The sequence below is a fragment of the Bordetella flabilis genome (assembly GCF_001676725.1).
Taxonomy (GTDB): domain Bacteria; phylum Pseudomonadota; class Gammaproteobacteria; order Burkholderiales; family Burkholderiaceae_B; genus Bordetella_C; species Bordetella_C flabilis.
In genome coordinates this window covers 3,112,741-3,128,891 of record NZ_CP016172.1, presented here as the reverse complement: position 1 = coordinate 3,128,891, position 16,151 = coordinate 3,112,741, and the positions used below count along the sequence as shown (strand labels likewise).

Sequence of the window (16,151 nt, the reverse complement as noted above, 5' to 3'; positions counted from 1 at the left end):
GCCTATCCCCTGAATGCCGGCGGAAAGCGCCTGCCGAACCACGCTCCCAGCGTCATCAGCAGCAGCGACGCGGCCAGGTACAGTCCGGTCGACACCGCGAAGACCTCGAAGGAGCGGAAGGTCTGGTTCTCGATCGCCTTGACCTGGTACGTCAGCTCGCCCACGCCGATGACCATCGCCAGGCTGGTGTCCTTGAACAGGATCAGCGAACGGTTGATGAGAGGCGGGACGCCTATGCGCAGCGCCTGCGGGAGCATGACGTAGCGCATGGCGCCCACCGCGCCGAGACCGATGGCGCGTGCCGCTTCCAGCTGCGTGACCGGTATGGCGCGCAGGCCGGAACGTATGTCCTCGCACATGAAGGCGCTGACGTTCAGGGCCAGGGCGATCATGCCGAACATGAACTCGGTATCGCCCTTGTTCAGCCACAGGCGCAGGCCGTCGGGCAGCACTTGCGGCATGCCGAAGTACCAGACCATGATCTGCACCACCGTGGGCACGTTGCGGTGGTATTCCACGAATGCCGTGAGCACCGCCTGCAGCGGCCGCCATGGTACGGCGCGCAGGCCTACCAGCAGCAGCGCCACGGCGAAGCCCAGCAGCCAGGCCCCGGCAAAGAGGCGCATGGTCGTCGCCACGCCGTTGAGCAGCATCGCGCCATAACCGCCGCGGCCCAGGAAGGAAAGGTCGAATTCCATTGCGATCTCCGCGTACGGGTACGAGCCTCGTTCCGGCCTGGACAGGCCCTAGGGCGTGTCGACCGGCTCTACCTTGAAGGTACGGGCGAGCTTGTAGATAGACCCCAAGCCCAGCCATTTGTCGTACATGGCGTCGAGGGCGCCGGTCTTGTCCATATCGCGGATGACGCCGTTGACGGCGGCCAGCAGCTTGGGATTGCCCTTGTTCACCACCACGCCGATATGTTCGATATACGTCGCCTGTTCCAGCAGCACGGTTCGGTCGCCCTTGGACTGCGAGTCCAGCTCGAAGCGCTTGAGCACCAGCTCGCCTGCCGTAAAGCCGTCGACCTTGTCGTTCTGCAGCCCGAGATAGCAGGACGCCACGTCCTGGAAAGACAGCACATGCGCCTTGGGCAAGACGCGCGCGGCGATGGCGGCGGAACTGGATCCCTTGGACGCGCAGATCTTCTTTCCGGCCAGGTCGTCCAGCGTCGCGATACCGGACTTCTGCTTGACCAGGACCTTGATGCCACCCTGCAGGTACTGCAGGCTGAAGTCCACCTGGCTGGCCCGTTCGGGAAGGTAGGCCATGGCGCCCGCCACCACGTCGACGCGTCCCATCTTGAGCTCGGGGATGCGCGCTTCCGTGGAAAGCGGCTTGTGTTGCAGCGCGACCCCGAGGCCCTTGGCCAGCGCGGCGCACATGTCGACGTCGTATCCGACAAAGGTGCGCGTGGCGGCATCCTGATAGGCGTAGGGCACGCTCGCGTTCTGCGTGCCGCATACCAGCGTGCCGCGCGCCTTGATATCGTCCAGGGCGTCCGCGTGCGCGGCGCCACACAGCAGCGCTACGCATGCCGCGGCCCATGTCCATATCCCGTTGCTCATCGTCGTTCCCCTTCTCGTGGTTGCCGGCGCGGATAGCCTGGCCGGTCTTCAGGCTTGCGGTAGTCCGGTCGGGAGTCGGAATATCGACCGCTCCCACTCGTCGATCTGGTTGACCAGGTCGGTTTCCCAGGCCAGGTACTGCCTGGCCGCCGCCTTGTTGCCGTCGTGGCGGTCGTGGACAAAGAACAGGTAATCGATGCATTCGGCGTCGGCCGGCGTGGCGTCCGCCGCCTGCACCGGCAGCCCGGCCTGGCGCCATTCCTCCGGCGTGCCGGTGTGCAGGCGCGCGTCGCGCACGCCGAGTTGTTCGAGCTCGCGCCGGGCCAATGCGCCGACGGCGGCATCCTCGGCCAGCAGCACGACAGGCGTGCCGGGCGGGATGCCCAGCGTATGCAGGCGGGGGCGTATCGACCAACGCGCGCCGGCGATATGTGCCTTGCGATAGCGCATGCTGGGCCGCACGTCGACCAGCAGGGCGCCGTCGCGGTGGGCGTCGGCCAGCGCCAGCGTGGTGATGGACGGTGGCGTGGGCCGCGGCTCATGCGGTCGCGCCGCGCCGATGTCCGGCGCCAGGCCCGGTCCGAGGTCCGCCCGTACGCCGTCGCGCAGTACATGGACGTCCCACCCCATGCGGGCGAGCCAGGCCGCGACCACGGGCGCGCGGACTTCCTCGCCGTCCAGCAGGACCAGTCGCGCGCCGCGCACGCCCACGTATTGGTCGGTGGCCTGGATCAACTGCCCGCCGGGCGTGTGCTGGGCGCCGGGTAGCGTACCGGCGGCGTATTCCTCCGCCGTCCGTACGTCGCACAGGTAGGTAGTGCGTCCCGGGTCGGCCAGCCATGCGCGCACCTGCGCGACATCGGCCATCGGCACGCCGCTGCGCCGCGCCAGGGTTTGCGCGCGTTCGCGTAGCGCGGGCAGGACGTCGGGGCCGATGTCATCGGGATATTTGCGTTGCGCGCCGTGTTCCAGCTGCAGATCGGCCAGATACCATCCCTGGGTGCCGTTTTCCAGTGCGTAGACGGGGTTGGGCACGCCCAGCTCGATAAGGGTCTGCGCGCCGATGATGCTGCGGGTACGTCCGGCGCAGTTCACCACGATCACGGTGCCGGGATCCGGTGCCAGCTCCTGCACGCGCAGCGCCAGTTCGCCGTTGGGGCAGCAGATGCCGCCAGGAATGTTCATCTTGGCGTATTCGGCATAGGGTCGGCCGTCCAGCACCACCAGGTCAGTGCCGTCCTTCATGCGCGCGGCCAGCTCGGGTGCGCTGATACGCGGGGTGTGCAGCAGATGCTCCGCGAGTTCGCCGAATGTCTTGCTGGGCACGTTCACCCCGGCAAACAAGGTGTAGCCGGCATCGCGCCAGGCCGGCGCGCCGCCTTCCAGGACGTGTACGTCCGTATACCCCAGTCCCGCCAGGGCCCGCCCGGCGCGTACCGCCACGCCATCGCCGTCGTCGATCGCGACGATGCGCGCGGCACGCCGCGGCACCAGCCGCGCGATTTCCGCCTCCAGGCGGCTATAGGGCAGGGGCACGGCGAGAAAAGGGTGGCCGTGGCCATACTGCCCATGCTCGCGCACGTCCAGCAAGGCGATTTCGCCGCCGTCGTGCAGCCAGCGCTTCAGGGTTGGCGCATCGATGGCGGGAAAGGGCGGGGTTTCGGTCTGGCGCAGCGTCATGGCGGAAGTCGCGTAATCGAGAAAAAAAGCAGTCCCTGGCGGCGCGCCGGAATGCGGCGTGCCGCCGGCGTGTGTGTCGGCGTAGCGGGTGGCGCGGTGGCTGCGGGCCCTGTCACGTCGGTGCAGGCGCCGCAGCCGCGGCGGTTCAGGGTTGCAGCGCGGGCATGGCCTGCTCCAGGTCGGCGATGAGATCCTCCGGATCTTCCAGCCCGATGTGCAGGCGCAGGATGGCGCCGCGTCCGGACCAGTCCGCCACGCAACGCGCGCGGGCCATATTGACCGGCACGGTCAGGCTCTCGAAGCCGCCCCAGGAGGCGCCCAGGCCGAACAGCCGGAAGCGATCGATCATGCGTTCGACGTCCGCGTCGCGGATACCGGCAGAGAATTCGATCGACAGCAGGCCGTTGGTGCCGGTGCAATCGCGCCGCCATAGTGCGTGGCCGGGATCGCCGGGCAAGGCCGGGCACAGCACGCGCGCGACCTCGGGGCGGCCCTGCAGCCAGTCCGCGACGCGCAGCGCGTTGCGGCCATGGAGAGCGAGGCGCGCCGGCAGCGAGCGTATGCCGCGCAGCACCAGATAGGCGTCGTCCGCGCCCACGGTCTGCCCCAGGTCCACCGTGGCGCGCTCAAGGGGCGACCAGGCGCGCTCGTTCGTGACCACTGTGCCCATCATCACGTCGGCGTGGCCGCCCAGGTATTTGGTCGCGGCGGTGATGGAGATGTCCGCGCCCAGCGCAAGCGGGCGGTACAGCAGCCCGGAACCCCAGGTGTTGTCCACGGCGAGCCAGCAGTCATGGCGATGGGCCAGTGCCGCCACGGCCGGCAGGTCCATCATTTCGTAGACCAGCGAGCCCGGGCACTCCGCGTAGATCATCCGGGTTTCAGGGCGGATGCGCGTGGCCAGGTCGCTGCCGTCGGGCAGGTAGTAGCTGTAGGCAATCCCCAGTCTTTCCAGGTGTTCGGCGCAAAAGCGGCGCACCGGCTCGTAGACCGCGTCGGTGATCAGCACATGGTCGCCGCTTTTCAGGTAGGCCAGCAGGACGACGGCGATCGCCGCCTGGCCGGTCGGAAACGCCTTGGCGCGATATCCGCCCTCCAGTTCGATCAGCGCATCCTCCAGCGCATAGGTGCTGTCGGTGCCGCGGGCGCCATAGGACACCAGCCGTTCCTGATCGCGGCGGGCGCGCGTGTCGCGCCAGTGCTGCACGCTGTCGTAGACATAGGTGCTGGCGCGCGTGACCGGCGTGTTGACCCAGCCGCGATGGGGCCGTCCGGCACGCAGCAAGCGCGTGCCAGGCTTGTACCGTTCTTCCATGGAGGCGTCGTCCGTCAGCGGCGGGTCTGCACGCCGATGGGCATGACCTTGCAGGTGCCCGCCTGCAGGTCGAATGACACCCGTTCGGTGAGGGTTTCGAGGGCGCGTCCGTACATGTGCAAATGCCGGATGACGCTGTCGCCGCGGATTTCCACCGCATGGATATCGTCGGGCATGAGGGCGATGCCGGTCCCGGGCTCCACCACCACGGTGTCGCGCTGGGCCAGGCGGCCCACGCCCGGCTGGGTGCCGTCGTCCAGGCGGTCATACACGTAGTTGTATTCGACGCCTTCCACCGCCGCGATGCAGGCCCAGGTCGTGTGGTTATGCGGCACGATCTGCTTGCCGGGGCGCATGACATTCAGGTAAAGCGCGTAGCTGCGATCGGCGTCCTCGCTGATCAGGTAGCGCGCCTGGCGTTCGTCGCCCTGCGGCGCGGGATAGCGGTCCTGGCCCCACCAGTCAGCGTGGCTGGCCAGGGCGATCACCTTGTGCAGCACCGCATCCAGGCTGGGACGGCCAAGGCCCGCGGTTCCTAAAGTATCTTTTATACTTTCGATCGCTGCTGAAATCTCAGCGTCATGCGGGTGCTGGCTGCCCATGCTCAAAACTCCTGTGCTGTACGGGGAACAAGCCGTACTCTACGGGGCGTACCGCGAGCTGACAAATTAAATTGATTTAAGAACTCATTAGCGCCAGTAATATGTCGGGGAGATATGCGGAACCTGGATCTCGACCTGCTGCGCACGCTCGCGGCCATCGCGGAGGAAGAAACGTTTTCCGCCGCGGCCGAGCGCCTGCACAAAACCCAATCGGCGATCACGCAACAGATGCAGCGCCTGGAAGGCCTGATCGGCGTGCCCTTGTTCGAAAAGCATGGCCGCAACAAGCTGCTTTCCTCGCATGGACGCAAGCTGGTCGACTACGCGCGCCACATCCTGGCGGTGAATGACGAAGCCGTGCGCGCCATGCAGGACGGTCAGCTCGAAGGCGAACTGCGCCTGGGGTCGCCGCACGATGTGGCCGATACGATCCTGCCCACGGTGCTGACGCACATTGCGCGCTCGTCCCCGCGCGTAAGGCTGGAGATCCGCGTGGATCGCAGCCCCGTGCTGATGACCGCGCTGCGGGCGGGCGAATTGGATCTGACCATTTCCACGCGCTTTGACCAGGCCTTCGAAGGCGTGATCCTGCGCACATCGCCCACCGCCTGGATCTGCTCCGCCAGCTATGTGCATGACGCCACCGCGCCCGTGCCCCTGGTCCTGGCCGACGAGCCCAGCATTTTCCGGCGGCTGGCGCTCAATGCGCTGGAACAGGCCAGGGTGCCGTGGTTGACGAATTATGTGGCGCCCAACCTGGTGGGGATCCGCGCGGCCGTGCGCGCGGGCCTGGGGGTGACCGCGCGCAGCGTCGAATTCCTGGCCCCTGACATGCGCGTCCTCGGCGAAAAGGACGGCCTGCCGCCGCTTCCGGACGTGAACTATTTTCTGTGGATCCGCGGCGACCTGATCAATCCGCTAACGCGCTATGTGTTCGGCATGCTGACCAGCAAAATGGGGCTGAGCGAACGCGGTGCGCTGGCCGCCGGCGTGCAGGCCTGAGCCGGGACGCCTCCTAGTACCGTGGCGCGTCCCCGCGCAGGGCGAACAGCTTCAGCCACATGTATCCGAGCAGGCCGGCCACCAGGGATGCGAGAAGGATCGCCATCTTGGATTCCGTGATGACGTCGGGCTGCGCCGTGAAGGCCAGGTTGGTAATGAAGATGGACATGGTGAAACCGATGCCTGCCAATAGGCCGGCGCCGAACAGATGGCGCCAACCCAGGCCCGCCGGCAGTGCCGCGATCCCCAGCTTGACGGCCAGCAGGCACAGCAGCATGATCCCCAGCGGCTTGCCGACCACCAGCCCGGCCAGGATGCCGATGCCGTTGGCCGACGCCAGTTGCGCGCTCCAGCCGCTGCCGATCACGATGCCCGTGTTCGCCAGGGCGAAGACGGGCAGGATGACGAAGGCCACCGGCTTGTGAAGGATGTGCTCAAGCCGATGCGAGGGCGACGCGGCGTCGTCTTCCTTCCTGGAGTAGGGGATGGCAAAGGCCAGCAGGACACCGGCGATCGTCGCATGCACGCCCGATTTCAACATCAGCACCCACATGAGGGCCCCGCCCACCAGGTAGGGCGTCAAGGCCATGATGCGCAGGAAGCGGTTCATCCCCACCAGTAGCGCGAACACCGCCAGGGCGCCCAGCAGGTACACGGCCGAAAGCTCCGCCGTGTAGAACACGGCGATCACCACGATGGCGCCCAGGTCGTCCATGACGGCAAGCGCCGTCAGGAAGATCTTCAGGGCGGCGGGCACCCGGCTGCCCAGCAGCGCAAGCACGCCCAATGCAAACGCGATATCCGTAGCCATCGGGATGCCCAGGCCAGGTTGCGTCGGGGTTCCCGCGTTCAGTAAATAATGGATGAGCGCGGGCGCTGCGATACCCCCCGCCGCGGCCAGGATGGGCAGCAGTGCGCTGCGGAAATCGGAGAGCTCGCCGTTGTAGATTTCGCGTTCCAGCTCCAGCCCGATCAGGAGGAAGAAGATGGCCATGAGGGCATCGTTGATCCAGTGCTCGATGCTGAGCCCGCCGACGTGCCATTGCCAGATGCCCAGGTAGACGTCCGAAAGGGGGGAATTGGCCAATAGCAGCGACACCACGGTCGCGGCGATGAGGACGAGCCCGCCTGATTTTTCCGAATCGAAGAAGCGGGTGAAGGTCTGCGTCAATGTTCCCTGGGCGATGGGCACGGGCTTCCTTTGCTGTTTACCGAGGACATGCGCGCGGCGCGCGACAGGTCCATCGATGATATAGGAATGCCTGGATGCGCGACGCCCGGGAAGACCGCGGCGTGTTCAGGCCGGCTGGCGCCCCGCCTCGCGGGATCGCCGCCGGCGTATCCAGCCGTCCAGCGACAGCGGCCCCGCCCCGCCGAAACACAGCGCGACAAGCCCCGCCAGATAAAGCAGGTCCGTCTCGTAGCCGGGCTGACCGAAATGCGCGCCGCCTGGCCCGAAGGATTGCAGCTTGATCGAACTGAACCCGTTGGGCATGTGGACGGTGACGATGGCGACGAACAGCACGATCGCCATCGGCACCGTTGCAAGCGGAACCAGCGCGCCCAGGAAGATCAGCAGGCCGCCCAGGATCTCCACGGCGATCGTGGCCCAGCCGGCCAGGGCCGCCGCCGGCATCCCCATTGCATGCAGAATCGTGATGAAGTCCTCCGGGCCGCGCGCCAGCTTCGCATAGCCGTGCTGGATGAAGCCGAAGCCGACCATCATCCGCAGGGGCACGGCGTACAGTCCGGGCGGGACGGGCAGGGGAGCGAAGGCGAACTTGCGAATGAAGGCGGGCAGGCTCATGGATACTTCCTTTCAGGATGGGCGCGGAGGCCGCCTGGGACGCACCTGGGGCAGGAGGCCGGAAGAGCGGCTTATCGCGCGAAGAAAAACCCCGTGCCGATAATGGCCAGCACCAGGGCAGCGATTGCCGTGTACACGTAGTCGCGCTCGTTCAGGAAGAGAACCAGCATCAGCGCCACGCGCGCCACGGGCAAAAAAATCAGCACGGCGATGCCGGCCCTGATGACATCCATGGCGGCCATGCCGTCCGGCAGCCCGAGCCGGGATGCGGCAGGCAGGTCCAGCAGCGCGCCGGCGACCATCAGCAGGCACGCGGCCCATGTCCCGAACCGCAGCAGTCCCCCCAGCAGGGCTTCGTGGCGACGCAGGACATCCGCCGCGCCGCTCATGCGCCGCCTCCGGGAATCTGCACCCCCAGCGCGCTGAACAGCATGCAGGCCGAGAGGATGCACAGCACCACGATGAACAGCACGCGCAGGGTATCGCCCGACACTTTCACCACGGCTTGCGCGCCGGAATACGCGCCGATGACAGAACCCAGCACGATGGGCGGGGCAATGCTCATGTCGATATCCCCGCGCGCCAGATAGGCGCCCGCGCTGGCCGCGGCGGTCACGCCGATCATGAAGTTCGACGTGGCCGAGGACACTTTGATGGGAAGCCGCAACGCGGTATCCATGGCGGGAATCTTCAGGACACCGCTGCCAATGCCGAGCAGGGCGGAGATCAATCCCGCGCCGTACATCAGCAACAGGCCGAGCGGCACGCGTTCGACCCGATACGCCACGCTGGCGCCCGATTCCGGATCGCGGTAGGTGGAATGCAGACGCAGCCATCCCGGCCCCGCGTCGCCGGCGATGCGACCCGGCGGGGTTTCCGTACCGCGCCGGGTCGCCATCTGCCGTGCCGACAACGCCAGGATGATGGCGAACAGCCCGTACAGCCACGCTACCGGTACGCAGCCGACCAGGAACACGCCCGTCACCGCGCCCAGCGTCGTAGCGCTTTCCAGCACGATGGCCAGCCTGATGTGAGTCAGCCTGGCGCGCAGGAACGACGCCGCGCCCGCGCAGGAACAGGCGATCACCGACACGATGCTGGCGGCGATGGCGACGCGGATATCGATGCCGAACAGCATGGTCAGCAGCGGGACGATGAAGATGCCGCTGGCCATGCCCAGCATGCCGCCGAAGGCGCTGGCGCAGAACGCGGCGAGCAACAGCCAGGTGAACGTGGGGCAGATCAACGGGGGCGTCCTTGGGGCTGCGAGCGCATGCGCGGCGTCTGGCGGCGTGAGCCGATGGCGTTCAGCTGCGCGGCCGCGGGCGGCGTGCCAGGCGCGTGACGAAGCGGATGAAGTCGCCGCGGTAGTAGAGCTTTTCGTAATCGATCGGCCGCGGCCCCGCGCAATACGACGTGCGTTCGATCAGGAAGATGGGGCTGCCGACCGCGATACCCAGGGCCGCGGCGACATGTGCCGTGGCCGTGGTGGCTTCCAACTGGTACTTGGCCTCCACCAGCGGCAGGTCGTACTTGTCTTCCAGCAGCGAAAAGATGGGCTCCGCTTCCAGATCGTGCTGGACGATCTTTTGTCCGATGGCCAGCGGCAGGTAGGTCTCGTCCAGCGATATGGGCACGCCGTCGGCCAGCCGTACCCGTTCGATACGCGTGACCTGCGTGCCGGCCGTGATGTCCAGTTCGCGCGCGACCGCTTCACCGGCCACGACCACGCGGTGATCGAGCAGGCGCGCGGTCGGATGCCGGCCCAGCGCCGTCATGTCCTCGACGAAGCCGCTCAGTTCGGTCAGTTCCTGGTGGATGCGGGGTTCCGCGACGAAGGTGCCCTTGCCGCGGCGTATCTGGACCAGCCCCCGTGATACCAGGTTCTCGACGGCCTTGCGCACGGTGGTGCGGCTGACCTCGAATCGGGACACCAGGCAGTCCTCGGATGGCAACTGACTGCCGATGGGCAGCCGGCCGGCGGCGATGTCTTCAGCAAGGGTCATTTCCACCTTGGCATAGAGCGGGGCGGCGGGTGCGGCGGAATTCATTCAGACATCATGATGTCATGATCTCACGATGTCAAGACCTGGCCGCGAGCAACGGGCGAGGCGCGAACGAGCGGGTTTCCTGGTCGGTCAGCGCTGGCCAGGACCGGAGTAAGTGCGCCGGGCGCACCCAAGCCGCAGGAGTCGGGGGTTTTTCGGCCCTTTTTAGGGCCGTTGGAGCGGCGGGCGGCTCACTAGAATTGGGGCGTCCCGTGTACCGCGCGGGATCCGGACGGCCCTCTTGGCCTGGTCCGGCCGCCTCTCCATTGGGCAAATCATGAATTCCTCGACCCTGATCGGTATTGCCGTCGCCGTCGCGACCCTGGCGGCGGCGATCTTTTCCTCGGCGCCGGACGCCGTCACCTTCATCAACCTGCCGGGCCTGGGCATCGTGCTGGGCGGCACGGCGGCCGCGCTGTTCATTGCCTACCCCTTGAGCGAAATCCGGCGCATCGTTCCGCTCATGCGCCTGGTGGTCCGCAACGAAAAAGTGGACACCCAGCGCGATATCGAGGAACTGGTCGCCCTGGCGCACAGCTGGGCGGGCGCGGACGTACACAATGTCGAGCGTGAGCTGCAGAAGGTGTCCAACCCCTTTCTGCGCACCGGCGTGCAGTTGATCATCGACAACACGCCGGAAGAACAGATCGTCGAGTTGCTGCAATGGCGCATCGCGCGCATGCGGGCGCGGGAGCAGGCCGAGGCGCAGATGTTCCGCACCATGGCCGCCTTCGCGCCGGCCTTCGGCATGCTCGCGACCCTGATCGGGCTGGTCAACCTGATGACGGTGCTGGGCTCGCAAGGCATGGACGTCATCGGCAAGCAGATGGGCATTGCGTTGATCGCGACCTTCTACGGCATCCTGCTGGCCAACCTGATCTGCAAGCCCATCGCCATCAAGCTGGAACGCCGCACCGAACAGCGCCTGGTGCTGATGAACATGGTGCTGCAGGGAATTTCCATGATGTGCGAGCGGCGCGGGCCCGCCATGGTTCGTGAAACCCTCAATTCCTTCATGGAGAACATCGAGGACGAAATCCGCGACCAGCCGGTGAAAAAGGGCAGGCAGGCCAAGGCGGGCGCCCCGCGCAGCACGCCCCGCGCGCCGTCCGCCATTCCCGACCCGGCACTGGGCGGGGCGACCGCGCTGCGCAGCCGGGTGACGTCGCAGCGGTCATGAGCGCCACCCGTTCCCCCCGGCCGTCCTGGATAGACATCGCCGCACAGCGCAAGGCGGAGGACGAGCGCCAGCGCCGCGAACGCAGCAAGGCATTGCGGCGCAATCGCTATGAGCGCTGGCACGTGCCCGAAACCCTGGACAGGGAGCCCGACAACTGGCTGATGACCTACCTGGACCTGGTCACGCTGTTGCTGGCGCTGTTTGTCGTCATGCTGGCGCTGACACGGCTGGGACCGAGCCTGGGGGCGGAGCCGCCGGAGGTCGCCGCTGGAGTGAGCCTGGCCAAGCTGCCGCCCGCACCCGGCCAGCCCTGGGCCGCCGATCTGCCGCACATCCCCGCCGAATGGGCCGATCTGCCGGATCCGGCTACCGTCGCGGCGGTGGCCACGGCGCCGACCGAGCCGCTGGAGCAGCCTGCCGAGCCGGTCACAATGCCGACCGCGGAGGAACTGGGCCTGGCCGACCTGGGCAAGTCGGTCAATGTGCAGATCAACCGCCAGACCGTGAGCTTCCGCATCAGCAACGAGCTGCTGTTCACGTCGGGGCAGGCCACCCTGAGCAGTGAGGGCGTGCCCCTGGTCAAGAAACTCGCCCAGGTCATCAACCGCAGCAAGTATCCCGTATCGGTCGAAGGACACAGCGATAACGTCCCCATCCTGACGCGCCAGTTCGCGTCCAACTGGGACCTGTCCGCGGCGCGCTCCACGGCCGTGCTGCGCGAACTGGTGCGCGACGGCGTCGACCCGCAGCGGCTGCGCGCCGTGGGGTATGCCGACACCAAGCCGCTGGAAAGCAATGACACGCAGGCCGGCCGCGCCGCCAATCGACGCGTCGAACTGATCATGAGGATAGACCCGGGGACGCCCGCGCCGTGATAGCGCGCCGGCGTTCCGGCCTGTACCGCGCGCTGGCCGCCGTTACGGTGTCCGGCGCGTGCATGCTGGCGGCCGGCCAGGCCCGTGCCTCGCAGTCCGAGATCTTTCTCGACCCCGCCCCGGAATCGCCGGGGCCTGCGCCGGAGCAATCCTATCCCTCCGTGTCGGGCCGCTTCCTGGGCTACGTGGAGAGCGCAAATTTTTTCGGTGTGCGCGGACCCGACGCGGCACGCCTGCCTTCGTCCTGGCAGACGGTGGACCCCTTCCTGCAAGGCGCGGCCATTGCACGGCTCGCGCCACGCTGGACTTTGTCCGGCCTGGCTGAATTCCGATCCTTCGGCAACGATCCGGCTGACCGCGCATTCGAACGCCTGGACGGGCAACTGCGCAACCTGTTCCTCAGTTATGACGCAGGCGCCGTCAGCTATTTCGCCGGCAAGTTCGAAGTGGGGTACGGCGAGGCCTGGCAGACCATGGACGGCATCTATAGCGGCTTTTCGGGCGACTACAGCTATCCGGGATCCCTGGGGCTGGGGGCACGGTGGACATTGCAGCCGGCCGGTTCAGCGACCCACACATTCACCTCCATCCTGTTCAAGCGCGACAACACGACGCTGGGGCAGACCTGGTTCAACGACTATCCCTCCCAGCCGAATCTCCAGGATGGCGGGCCCGGCAATACGTCGGGCCTGCAATCCGGCGGCATTTCGTACGAAATTTCGGATATCCCGGGCCTGGCGGGCCTGCGGGCAGGGGGCACCGTGGCGCGCCTGGGTGCGGGGCAGGGCGACCAGCGCGCGGAGAACGGCCTGGAACTGCATGTCAATTACGAAACGCCCCTGGCCGAGGGCGTGGGCTTGCGGCTGTTCGCCGAAGCCGTGCACCTGCGCGGTTTCATGGGCAGGCAGGCCGCGGCCACCGATATGATCGCCGCCGCCAGTGTGTCGGCCGGACGTTTCCTGTACACGGTGGCCGTGGCGCAGCGGCGAGTGGACGCGCTGGAGGGTTCGCTGGCGGACCAGGGCTTTGTCGACAGCCGGGATTGGGGACTGGCCGGCACGGTGGCCTACCAGACCGACTTCGGGCTGATTGTGCAAGCGGGCATCCTGCGGCAGCAGGAGCAGGGCGTCGCATTCAACCAGGCGCTGCTGCGTTTCATCTATCAAACGGGTTTCTGAGCCTGGGCCGGATCCAGGGAAGGAGTGCGAGTTGAAGCGATCTTTTTTTCGGGCTGGTATGAACTGGGCAGCGTGGGCGGCGGTGGCGTGCATGGTTGGCGCGGCGCAGGCCTACAACCTCGACGATGACGGCGTCGGCGCGTCGCAACGCGTCGTGGCCGCCCCGGAGGTCGAGCGCATCCTTCCGCAGTTCGACGCCTATGTGAGGGACATCCTGCGGCGCAGTGGCGTGCCTGGCATCGCGATCGGCATCGTCGCCGATGGCCGGACCGTACTCGCGCGCGGCTATGGGGTCGCCGACATCCGCGAGGGCAAGCCGGTGACGGCCGATACGCTGTTTCCGCTGGCGTCCGTCTCCAAGGCACTCGCGGGCGCTTCGGTGGCCGCGCTGGTCGGCGAGGGCAAGCTGGATTGGGACGACAAGGTGGCGGCGCTGGCGCGGGACATCCGCTTCTACGACCCGTATGTCACCGCCGAGATGACCGTGCGCGACCTGCTTGCGCAGCGCACCGGCTATGCCCCGTTCTACGGCGACGAGCTCGAAGAGGTCTTCGGCTATGGGCGCGCGGAAATCTTCCGGCGCCTGCGCTACCTGCCGCCCGCGACGGCCTTTCGGGCCCGCTACGCCTATTCCAACTGGAATATCACGCTGGCCGGCGAAATCGCCGCCCAGGCGGCCGGCATGCACTGGGAAGAACTGGTACGCCGCAAGATCATCGGGCCGCTGGGCATGCGACGCACGGTCGTCTCCCGCGAGGCGTACCTGGCCGCGCCGGACCGGGCCGCGGCGCATGAAGTAGCGGACGGCCGCGCCCGTGCCGTGGCGTTCAATTCACGCGACGCGCAAGCCCCGGCGGGCGGCGTGGCGTCCACCGTCAACGACATGCTGGCCTGGCTCTCTTTCGAGATCGATGGCGGACGGTGGCAAGGACGCCAGGTCGTGGCCGAAGCGCCGCTGCGCGAAACACAGAACGCGCAGACCATTGTCAACGGCGCATTCCCTGCATTGCACTACGGGTTGGGCCTGGAAGTGCGCGATGACCATGGCCGCAAAGAGCTCGCGCATAACGGCGCCTTCGAAGAGGGGATCAACACGCGCATCGCCTTCATGCCCAACGAGCGCCTGGGTATCGTCATCCTGACCAACGGCGGCCCGATGGGCATTCCGGACGCACTGGAATACAAGCTGCAGGCGCTGCTGTTCCGCGACCGGCCGGACCAGGACATGTGGCCGTCCCTGCACGAGAAATGGCGCCACGCCATGCAGGGACTGCTGGATCGCCCCGGTCGCCTGCATGGGCTGCCGCCTGGCGGCGCGCACCCCATTGCCCCGGCGACCCGCTACACGGGGCGGTACACGCATCCGTACTACGGCGACATCGTCATCGAAACCGCCGGCGCCGATCTGCAACTGCGTGCCGGCCATGCGCCGCCACGTGCGTTGCAGCGCTGGCAGGACGACACCTTCCGCGTGCCCGCCTTGCAGGACATGGCCGTCACCTTCCTGCCGGACGGCGGCGGAGCAAGCCGCGCGCTCACCTTGTCACCGCTGGAGGACATTCCCCAGGCGGTGTTCACGCGTTCCGATCTGCCATAGCGGCCAACCGCGCCGTCCCCACCATCCATCACGGAGGTATCCCGATGTCCGTCCCATCCACCCTGCGGGCGCTGGTCGCCGCGCTGACGCTGTCGACGCTGTCCGTGGGCGCGCACGCCGAAGACCTGGCCTTGAACGAAGCGGCGAGTTTTGCCGGCGCCTCGATATGGCTCAATGCGGGTCGCCCCGCCATGGTTATAGCGGTGGTACGCGGCGACGATGTCTACGTCGAGGGCTTTGGCGAAACACGTCCCGGCAGCGGCGTCGAGCCCGACGGCAAATCCATCGTGCGCATCGGCTCGCTGTCCAAAGTCTTGGCCGGCGATGTCCTCGCGGCGATGGTGGCCGACAAGAAGGTGGCGTTGACCTCGCCCTTGTCCGCCTTTGCCCCCGCCGGCGTGCAGATCCCCAGCGTCGAAGGGCGGACCATCACGCTGCTGGACCTGGCCACACATTCGGCTTCGCTGCCGCGCGAAGCGCCCGATCACGAGCCGGCGCCTGGCGAGAATCCCTACGGCGTCTACACGGCGCAGGGCTACTGGAACTGGTTCAAGGACCACAAGCTGGCGTACAAGCCGGGCACCGTGGCCATGTATTCGAACTTCGGCTTCGGCCTGCTGGGCGAGGCGCTGGCCCGCGCCGGCGGCGCGCCGTATCCGGAGCTGCTGCGTCGCTACACGACGGGGCCGTTGGGAATGAACGACACCGTCGGCCGGTTGAACCCGGAGCAGCAAAAGCGCATGTTGGGGGGCATCGACTTCGATGGCAAGCCCGCCCATCCCTGGGATACGCCGTCGGTGCTCGATGCGGGCGGCGGGCTGCATTCCACCGCGGACGATATGGCGAAATGGATCAGGTGGCATCTGTCCAGCGATGCCGCGGGGGCGGAAGCCCGCACGCTGGCGCATGCCTTGTATCGGCCGAACGATGGCCTGAAGAGCGCCGTGGGCGTCGAGGCCGACAGCGGCGCCGGCATGGGCCTGGGCTGGGTGGTCTCCATGCCTCATGGCAATACGCCCTTCGTATTGGGCAAGAGCGGGGGGCTGGTCGGCTTCATGAGCTACGTCGCGCTGTCGCCGCAACGCCACATCGGCGTTTTCGTTTCGGTGGGCAAAGTGGACTTCGCGATGTTCGAGGGCATGCAGCATGGCGTGATGGACCTGATCACCAGCCTCAGTCCGCGCTAGTACGCGCGCCACAACCAGTGTCGAACCCCGGTGTAGCGAAAATATACTGTACATTTCGTTGGTCGGTCTACTGAATTAGACATGACGTGTGAGTTTTTTCGTGGTCTAATTT

16 protein-coding genes are annotated in these 16,151 nt (G+C 67.0%); 6 read left to right on the top strand and 10 right to left on the bottom strand.

What is annotated here, in order from left to right; genetic code table 11:
• Positions 1-2: 2 nt before the first annotated feature.
• From BAU07_RS13645 to BAU07_RS13625, 5 genes are all read right to left on the bottom strand, one after another.
• Positions 3-698: an amino acid ABC transporter permease gene (locus BAU07_RS13645; protein ID WP_066658619.1), complete on the bottom strand. Its 696-nt coding sequence runs from the start codon at positions 696-698 to the stop codon at positions 3-5.
• 48 nt (positions 699-746) lie between these two features.
• Positions 747-1,568 carry an ABC transporter substrate-binding protein gene (locus BAU07_RS13640; protein WP_066658617.1) on the bottom strand — a complete coding sequence of 274 codons (822 nt, stop codon included), beginning with the start codon at positions 1,566-1,568 and terminating at the stop codon, positions 747-749.
• Between the two features lie 48 nt (positions 1,569-1,616).
• Positions 1,617-3,248 (bottom strand): rhodanese-like domain-containing protein, encoded by a 1,632-nt coding sequence (locus BAU07_RS13635; RefSeq protein WP_066658614.1) that lies wholly within the window; start codon positions 3,246-3,248, stop codon positions 1,617-1,619.
• A 145-nt stretch (positions 3,249-3,393) separates the two neighbouring features.
• Positions 3,394-4,563, bottom strand: a complete 1,170-nt coding sequence (gene metC / locus BAU07_RS13630) for a cystathionine beta-lyase (protein WP_066658611.1) — start codon at positions 4,561-4,563, stop codon at positions 3,394-3,396.
• 14 nt (positions 4,564-4,577) lie between these two features.
• Complete coding sequence (locus BAU07_RS13625; RefSeq protein WP_066658608.1) at positions 4,578-5,165, bottom strand: cysteine dioxygenase family protein; 588 nt, start codon at positions 5,163-5,165, stop codon at positions 4,578-4,580.
• A gap of 114 nt (positions 5,166-5,279) precedes the next feature.
• Between BAU07_RS13625 and BAU07_RS13620 the strand changes: the two genes are divergently transcribed.
• Entirely contained in the window at positions 5,280-6,167 is an 888-nt protein-coding gene (locus BAU07_RS13620; RefSeq protein WP_066658605.1) for a LysR substrate-binding domain-containing protein, read from the top strand.
• Between the two features lie 13 nt (positions 6,168-6,180).
• On the opposite strand, the gene nhaA is transcribed toward BAU07_RS13620, so the two are convergent.
• The 5 genes from nhaA to BAU07_RS13595 all read right to left on the bottom strand — a co-directional run bounded on the left by nhaA (position 6,181) and on the right by BAU07_RS13595 (position 10,025).
• Positions 6,181-7,359 (bottom strand): Na+/H+ antiporter NhaA, encoded by a 1,179-nt coding sequence (nhaA, locus tag BAU07_RS13615; protein ID WP_066658601.1) that lies wholly within the window; start codon positions 7,357-7,359, stop codon positions 6,181-6,183.
• Positions 7,360-7,464: 105 nt separating this feature from the next.
• On the bottom strand, positions 7,465-7,974 hold the full coding sequence (locus BAU07_RS13610) for a DoxX family protein (RefSeq protein WP_066658598.1): 510 nt from the start codon (positions 7,972-7,974) through the stop codon (positions 7,465-7,467).
• Between the two features lie 71 nt (positions 7,975-8,045).
• Entirely contained in the window at positions 8,046-8,363 is a 318-nt protein-coding gene (locus BAU07_RS13605) for a DUF1634 domain-containing protein (RefSeq protein ID WP_066658596.1), read from the bottom strand.
• Complete coding sequence (locus tag BAU07_RS13600; protein WP_157122517.1) at positions 8,360-9,157, bottom strand: sulfite exporter TauE/SafE family protein; 798 nt, start codon at positions 9,155-9,157, stop codon at positions 8,360-8,362. Before BAU07_RS13600 ends, BAU07_RS13605 begins: the two co-directional genes overlap by 4 nt.
• Positions 9,158-9,281: 124 nt before the next feature.
• A complete protein-coding gene (locus BAU07_RS13595) occupies positions 9,282-10,025 on the bottom strand; it encodes a GntR family transcriptional regulator (protein WP_066658595.1) in 744 nt (247 codons plus the stop codon).
• A 274-nt stretch (positions 10,026-10,299) separates the two neighbouring features.
• Between BAU07_RS13595 and BAU07_RS13590 the strand changes: the two genes are divergently transcribed.
• Genes BAU07_RS13590 through ampH form a run of 5 tightly spaced genes read left to right on the top strand, consistent with a single transcriptional unit; the run spans position 10,300 to position 16,039 of the window.
• Complete coding sequence (locus BAU07_RS13590) at positions 10,300-11,202, top strand: motility protein A (protein WP_066658594.1); 903 nt, start codon at positions 10,300-10,302, stop codon at positions 11,200-11,202.
• Positions 11,199-12,077 carry an OmpA/MotB family protein gene (locus BAU07_RS13585; RefSeq protein ID WP_084025725.1) on the top strand — a complete coding sequence of 293 codons (879 nt, stop codon included), beginning with the start codon at positions 11,199-11,201 and terminating at the stop codon, positions 12,075-12,077. Before BAU07_RS13590 ends, BAU07_RS13585 begins: the two co-directional genes overlap by 4 nt.
• Positions 12,074-13,255: a hypothetical protein gene (locus tag BAU07_RS13580; protein WP_066658593.1), complete on the top strand. Its 1,182-nt coding sequence runs from the start codon at positions 12,074-12,076 to the stop codon at positions 13,253-13,255. The genes BAU07_RS13585 and BAU07_RS13580 overlap by 4 nt, the downstream gene beginning before the upstream one ends.
• Before the next feature lie 58 nt (positions 13,256-13,313).
• Positions 13,314-14,852, top strand: coding sequence for a serine hydrolase (locus tag BAU07_RS13575; RefSeq protein ID WP_066658590.1), 1,539 nt, complete (start codon positions 13,314-13,316; stop codon positions 14,850-14,852).
• A 44-nt stretch (positions 14,853-14,896) separates the two neighbouring features.
• Positions 14,897-16,039 (top strand): D-alanyl-D-alanine-carboxypeptidase/endopeptidase AmpH, encoded by a 1,143-nt coding sequence (gene ampH / locus BAU07_RS13570; RefSeq protein WP_066658588.1) that lies wholly within the window; start codon positions 14,897-14,899, stop codon positions 16,037-16,039.
• Positions 16,040-16,151 lie beyond the last annotated feature (112 nt).

Bases quoted from the DNA above. Each gene is read 5' to 3' on its own strand.
- ampH (WP_066658588.1), top strand. From the start codon at position 14,897: ATGTCCGTCCCATCCACCCTGCGGGCGCTGGTCGCCGCGCTGACGCTG.
- BAU07_RS13645 (WP_066658619.1), bottom strand. From the start codon at position 698: ATGGAATTCGACCTTTCCTTCCTGGGCCGCGGCGGTTATGGCGCGATG.
- BAU07_RS13625 (WP_066658608.1), bottom strand. From the start codon at position 5,165: ATGGGCAGCCAGCACCCGCATGACGCTGAGATTTCAGCAGCGATCGAA.
- BAU07_RS13610 (WP_066658598.1), bottom strand. From the start codon at position 7,974: ATGAGCCTGCCCGCCTTCATTCGCAAGTTCGCCTTCGCTCCCCTGCCC.
- BAU07_RS13635 (WP_066658614.1), bottom strand. From the start codon at position 3,248: ATGACGCTGCGCCAGACCGAAACCCCGCCCTTTCCCGCCATCGATGCG.
- BAU07_RS13605 (WP_066658596.1), bottom strand. From the start codon at position 8,363: ATGAGCGGCGCGGCGGATGTCCTGCGTCGCCACGAAGCCCTGCTGGGG.
- BAU07_RS13585 (WP_084025725.1), top strand. From the start codon at position 11,199: ATGAGCGCCACCCGTTCCCCCCGGCCGTCCTGGATAGACATCGCCGCA.
- BAU07_RS13590 (WP_066658594.1), top strand. From the start codon at position 10,300: ATGAATTCCTCGACCCTGATCGGTATTGCCGTCGCCGTCGCGACCCTG.
- BAU07_RS13575 (WP_066658590.1), top strand. From the start codon at position 13,314: ATGAACTGGGCAGCGTGGGCGGCGGTGGCGTGCATGGTTGGCGCGGCG.
- BAU07_RS13600 (WP_157122517.1), bottom strand. From the start codon at position 9,157: ATGCTGGGCATGGCCAGCGGCATCTTCATCGTCCCGCTGCTGACCATG.
- metC (WP_066658611.1), bottom strand. From the start codon at position 4,563: ATGGAAGAACGGTACAAGCCTGGCACGCGCTTGCTGCGTGCCGGACGG.
- BAU07_RS13620 (WP_066658605.1), top strand. From the start codon at position 5,280: ATGCGGAACCTGGATCTCGACCTGCTGCGCACGCTCGCGGCCATCGCG.
- BAU07_RS13595 (WP_066658595.1), bottom strand. From the start codon at position 10,025: ATGAATTCCGCCGCACCCGCCGCCCCGCTCTATGCCAAGGTGGAAATG.
- BAU07_RS13640 (WP_066658617.1), bottom strand. From the start codon at position 1,568: ATGAGCAACGGGATATGGACATGGGCCGCGGCATGCGTAGCGCTGCTG.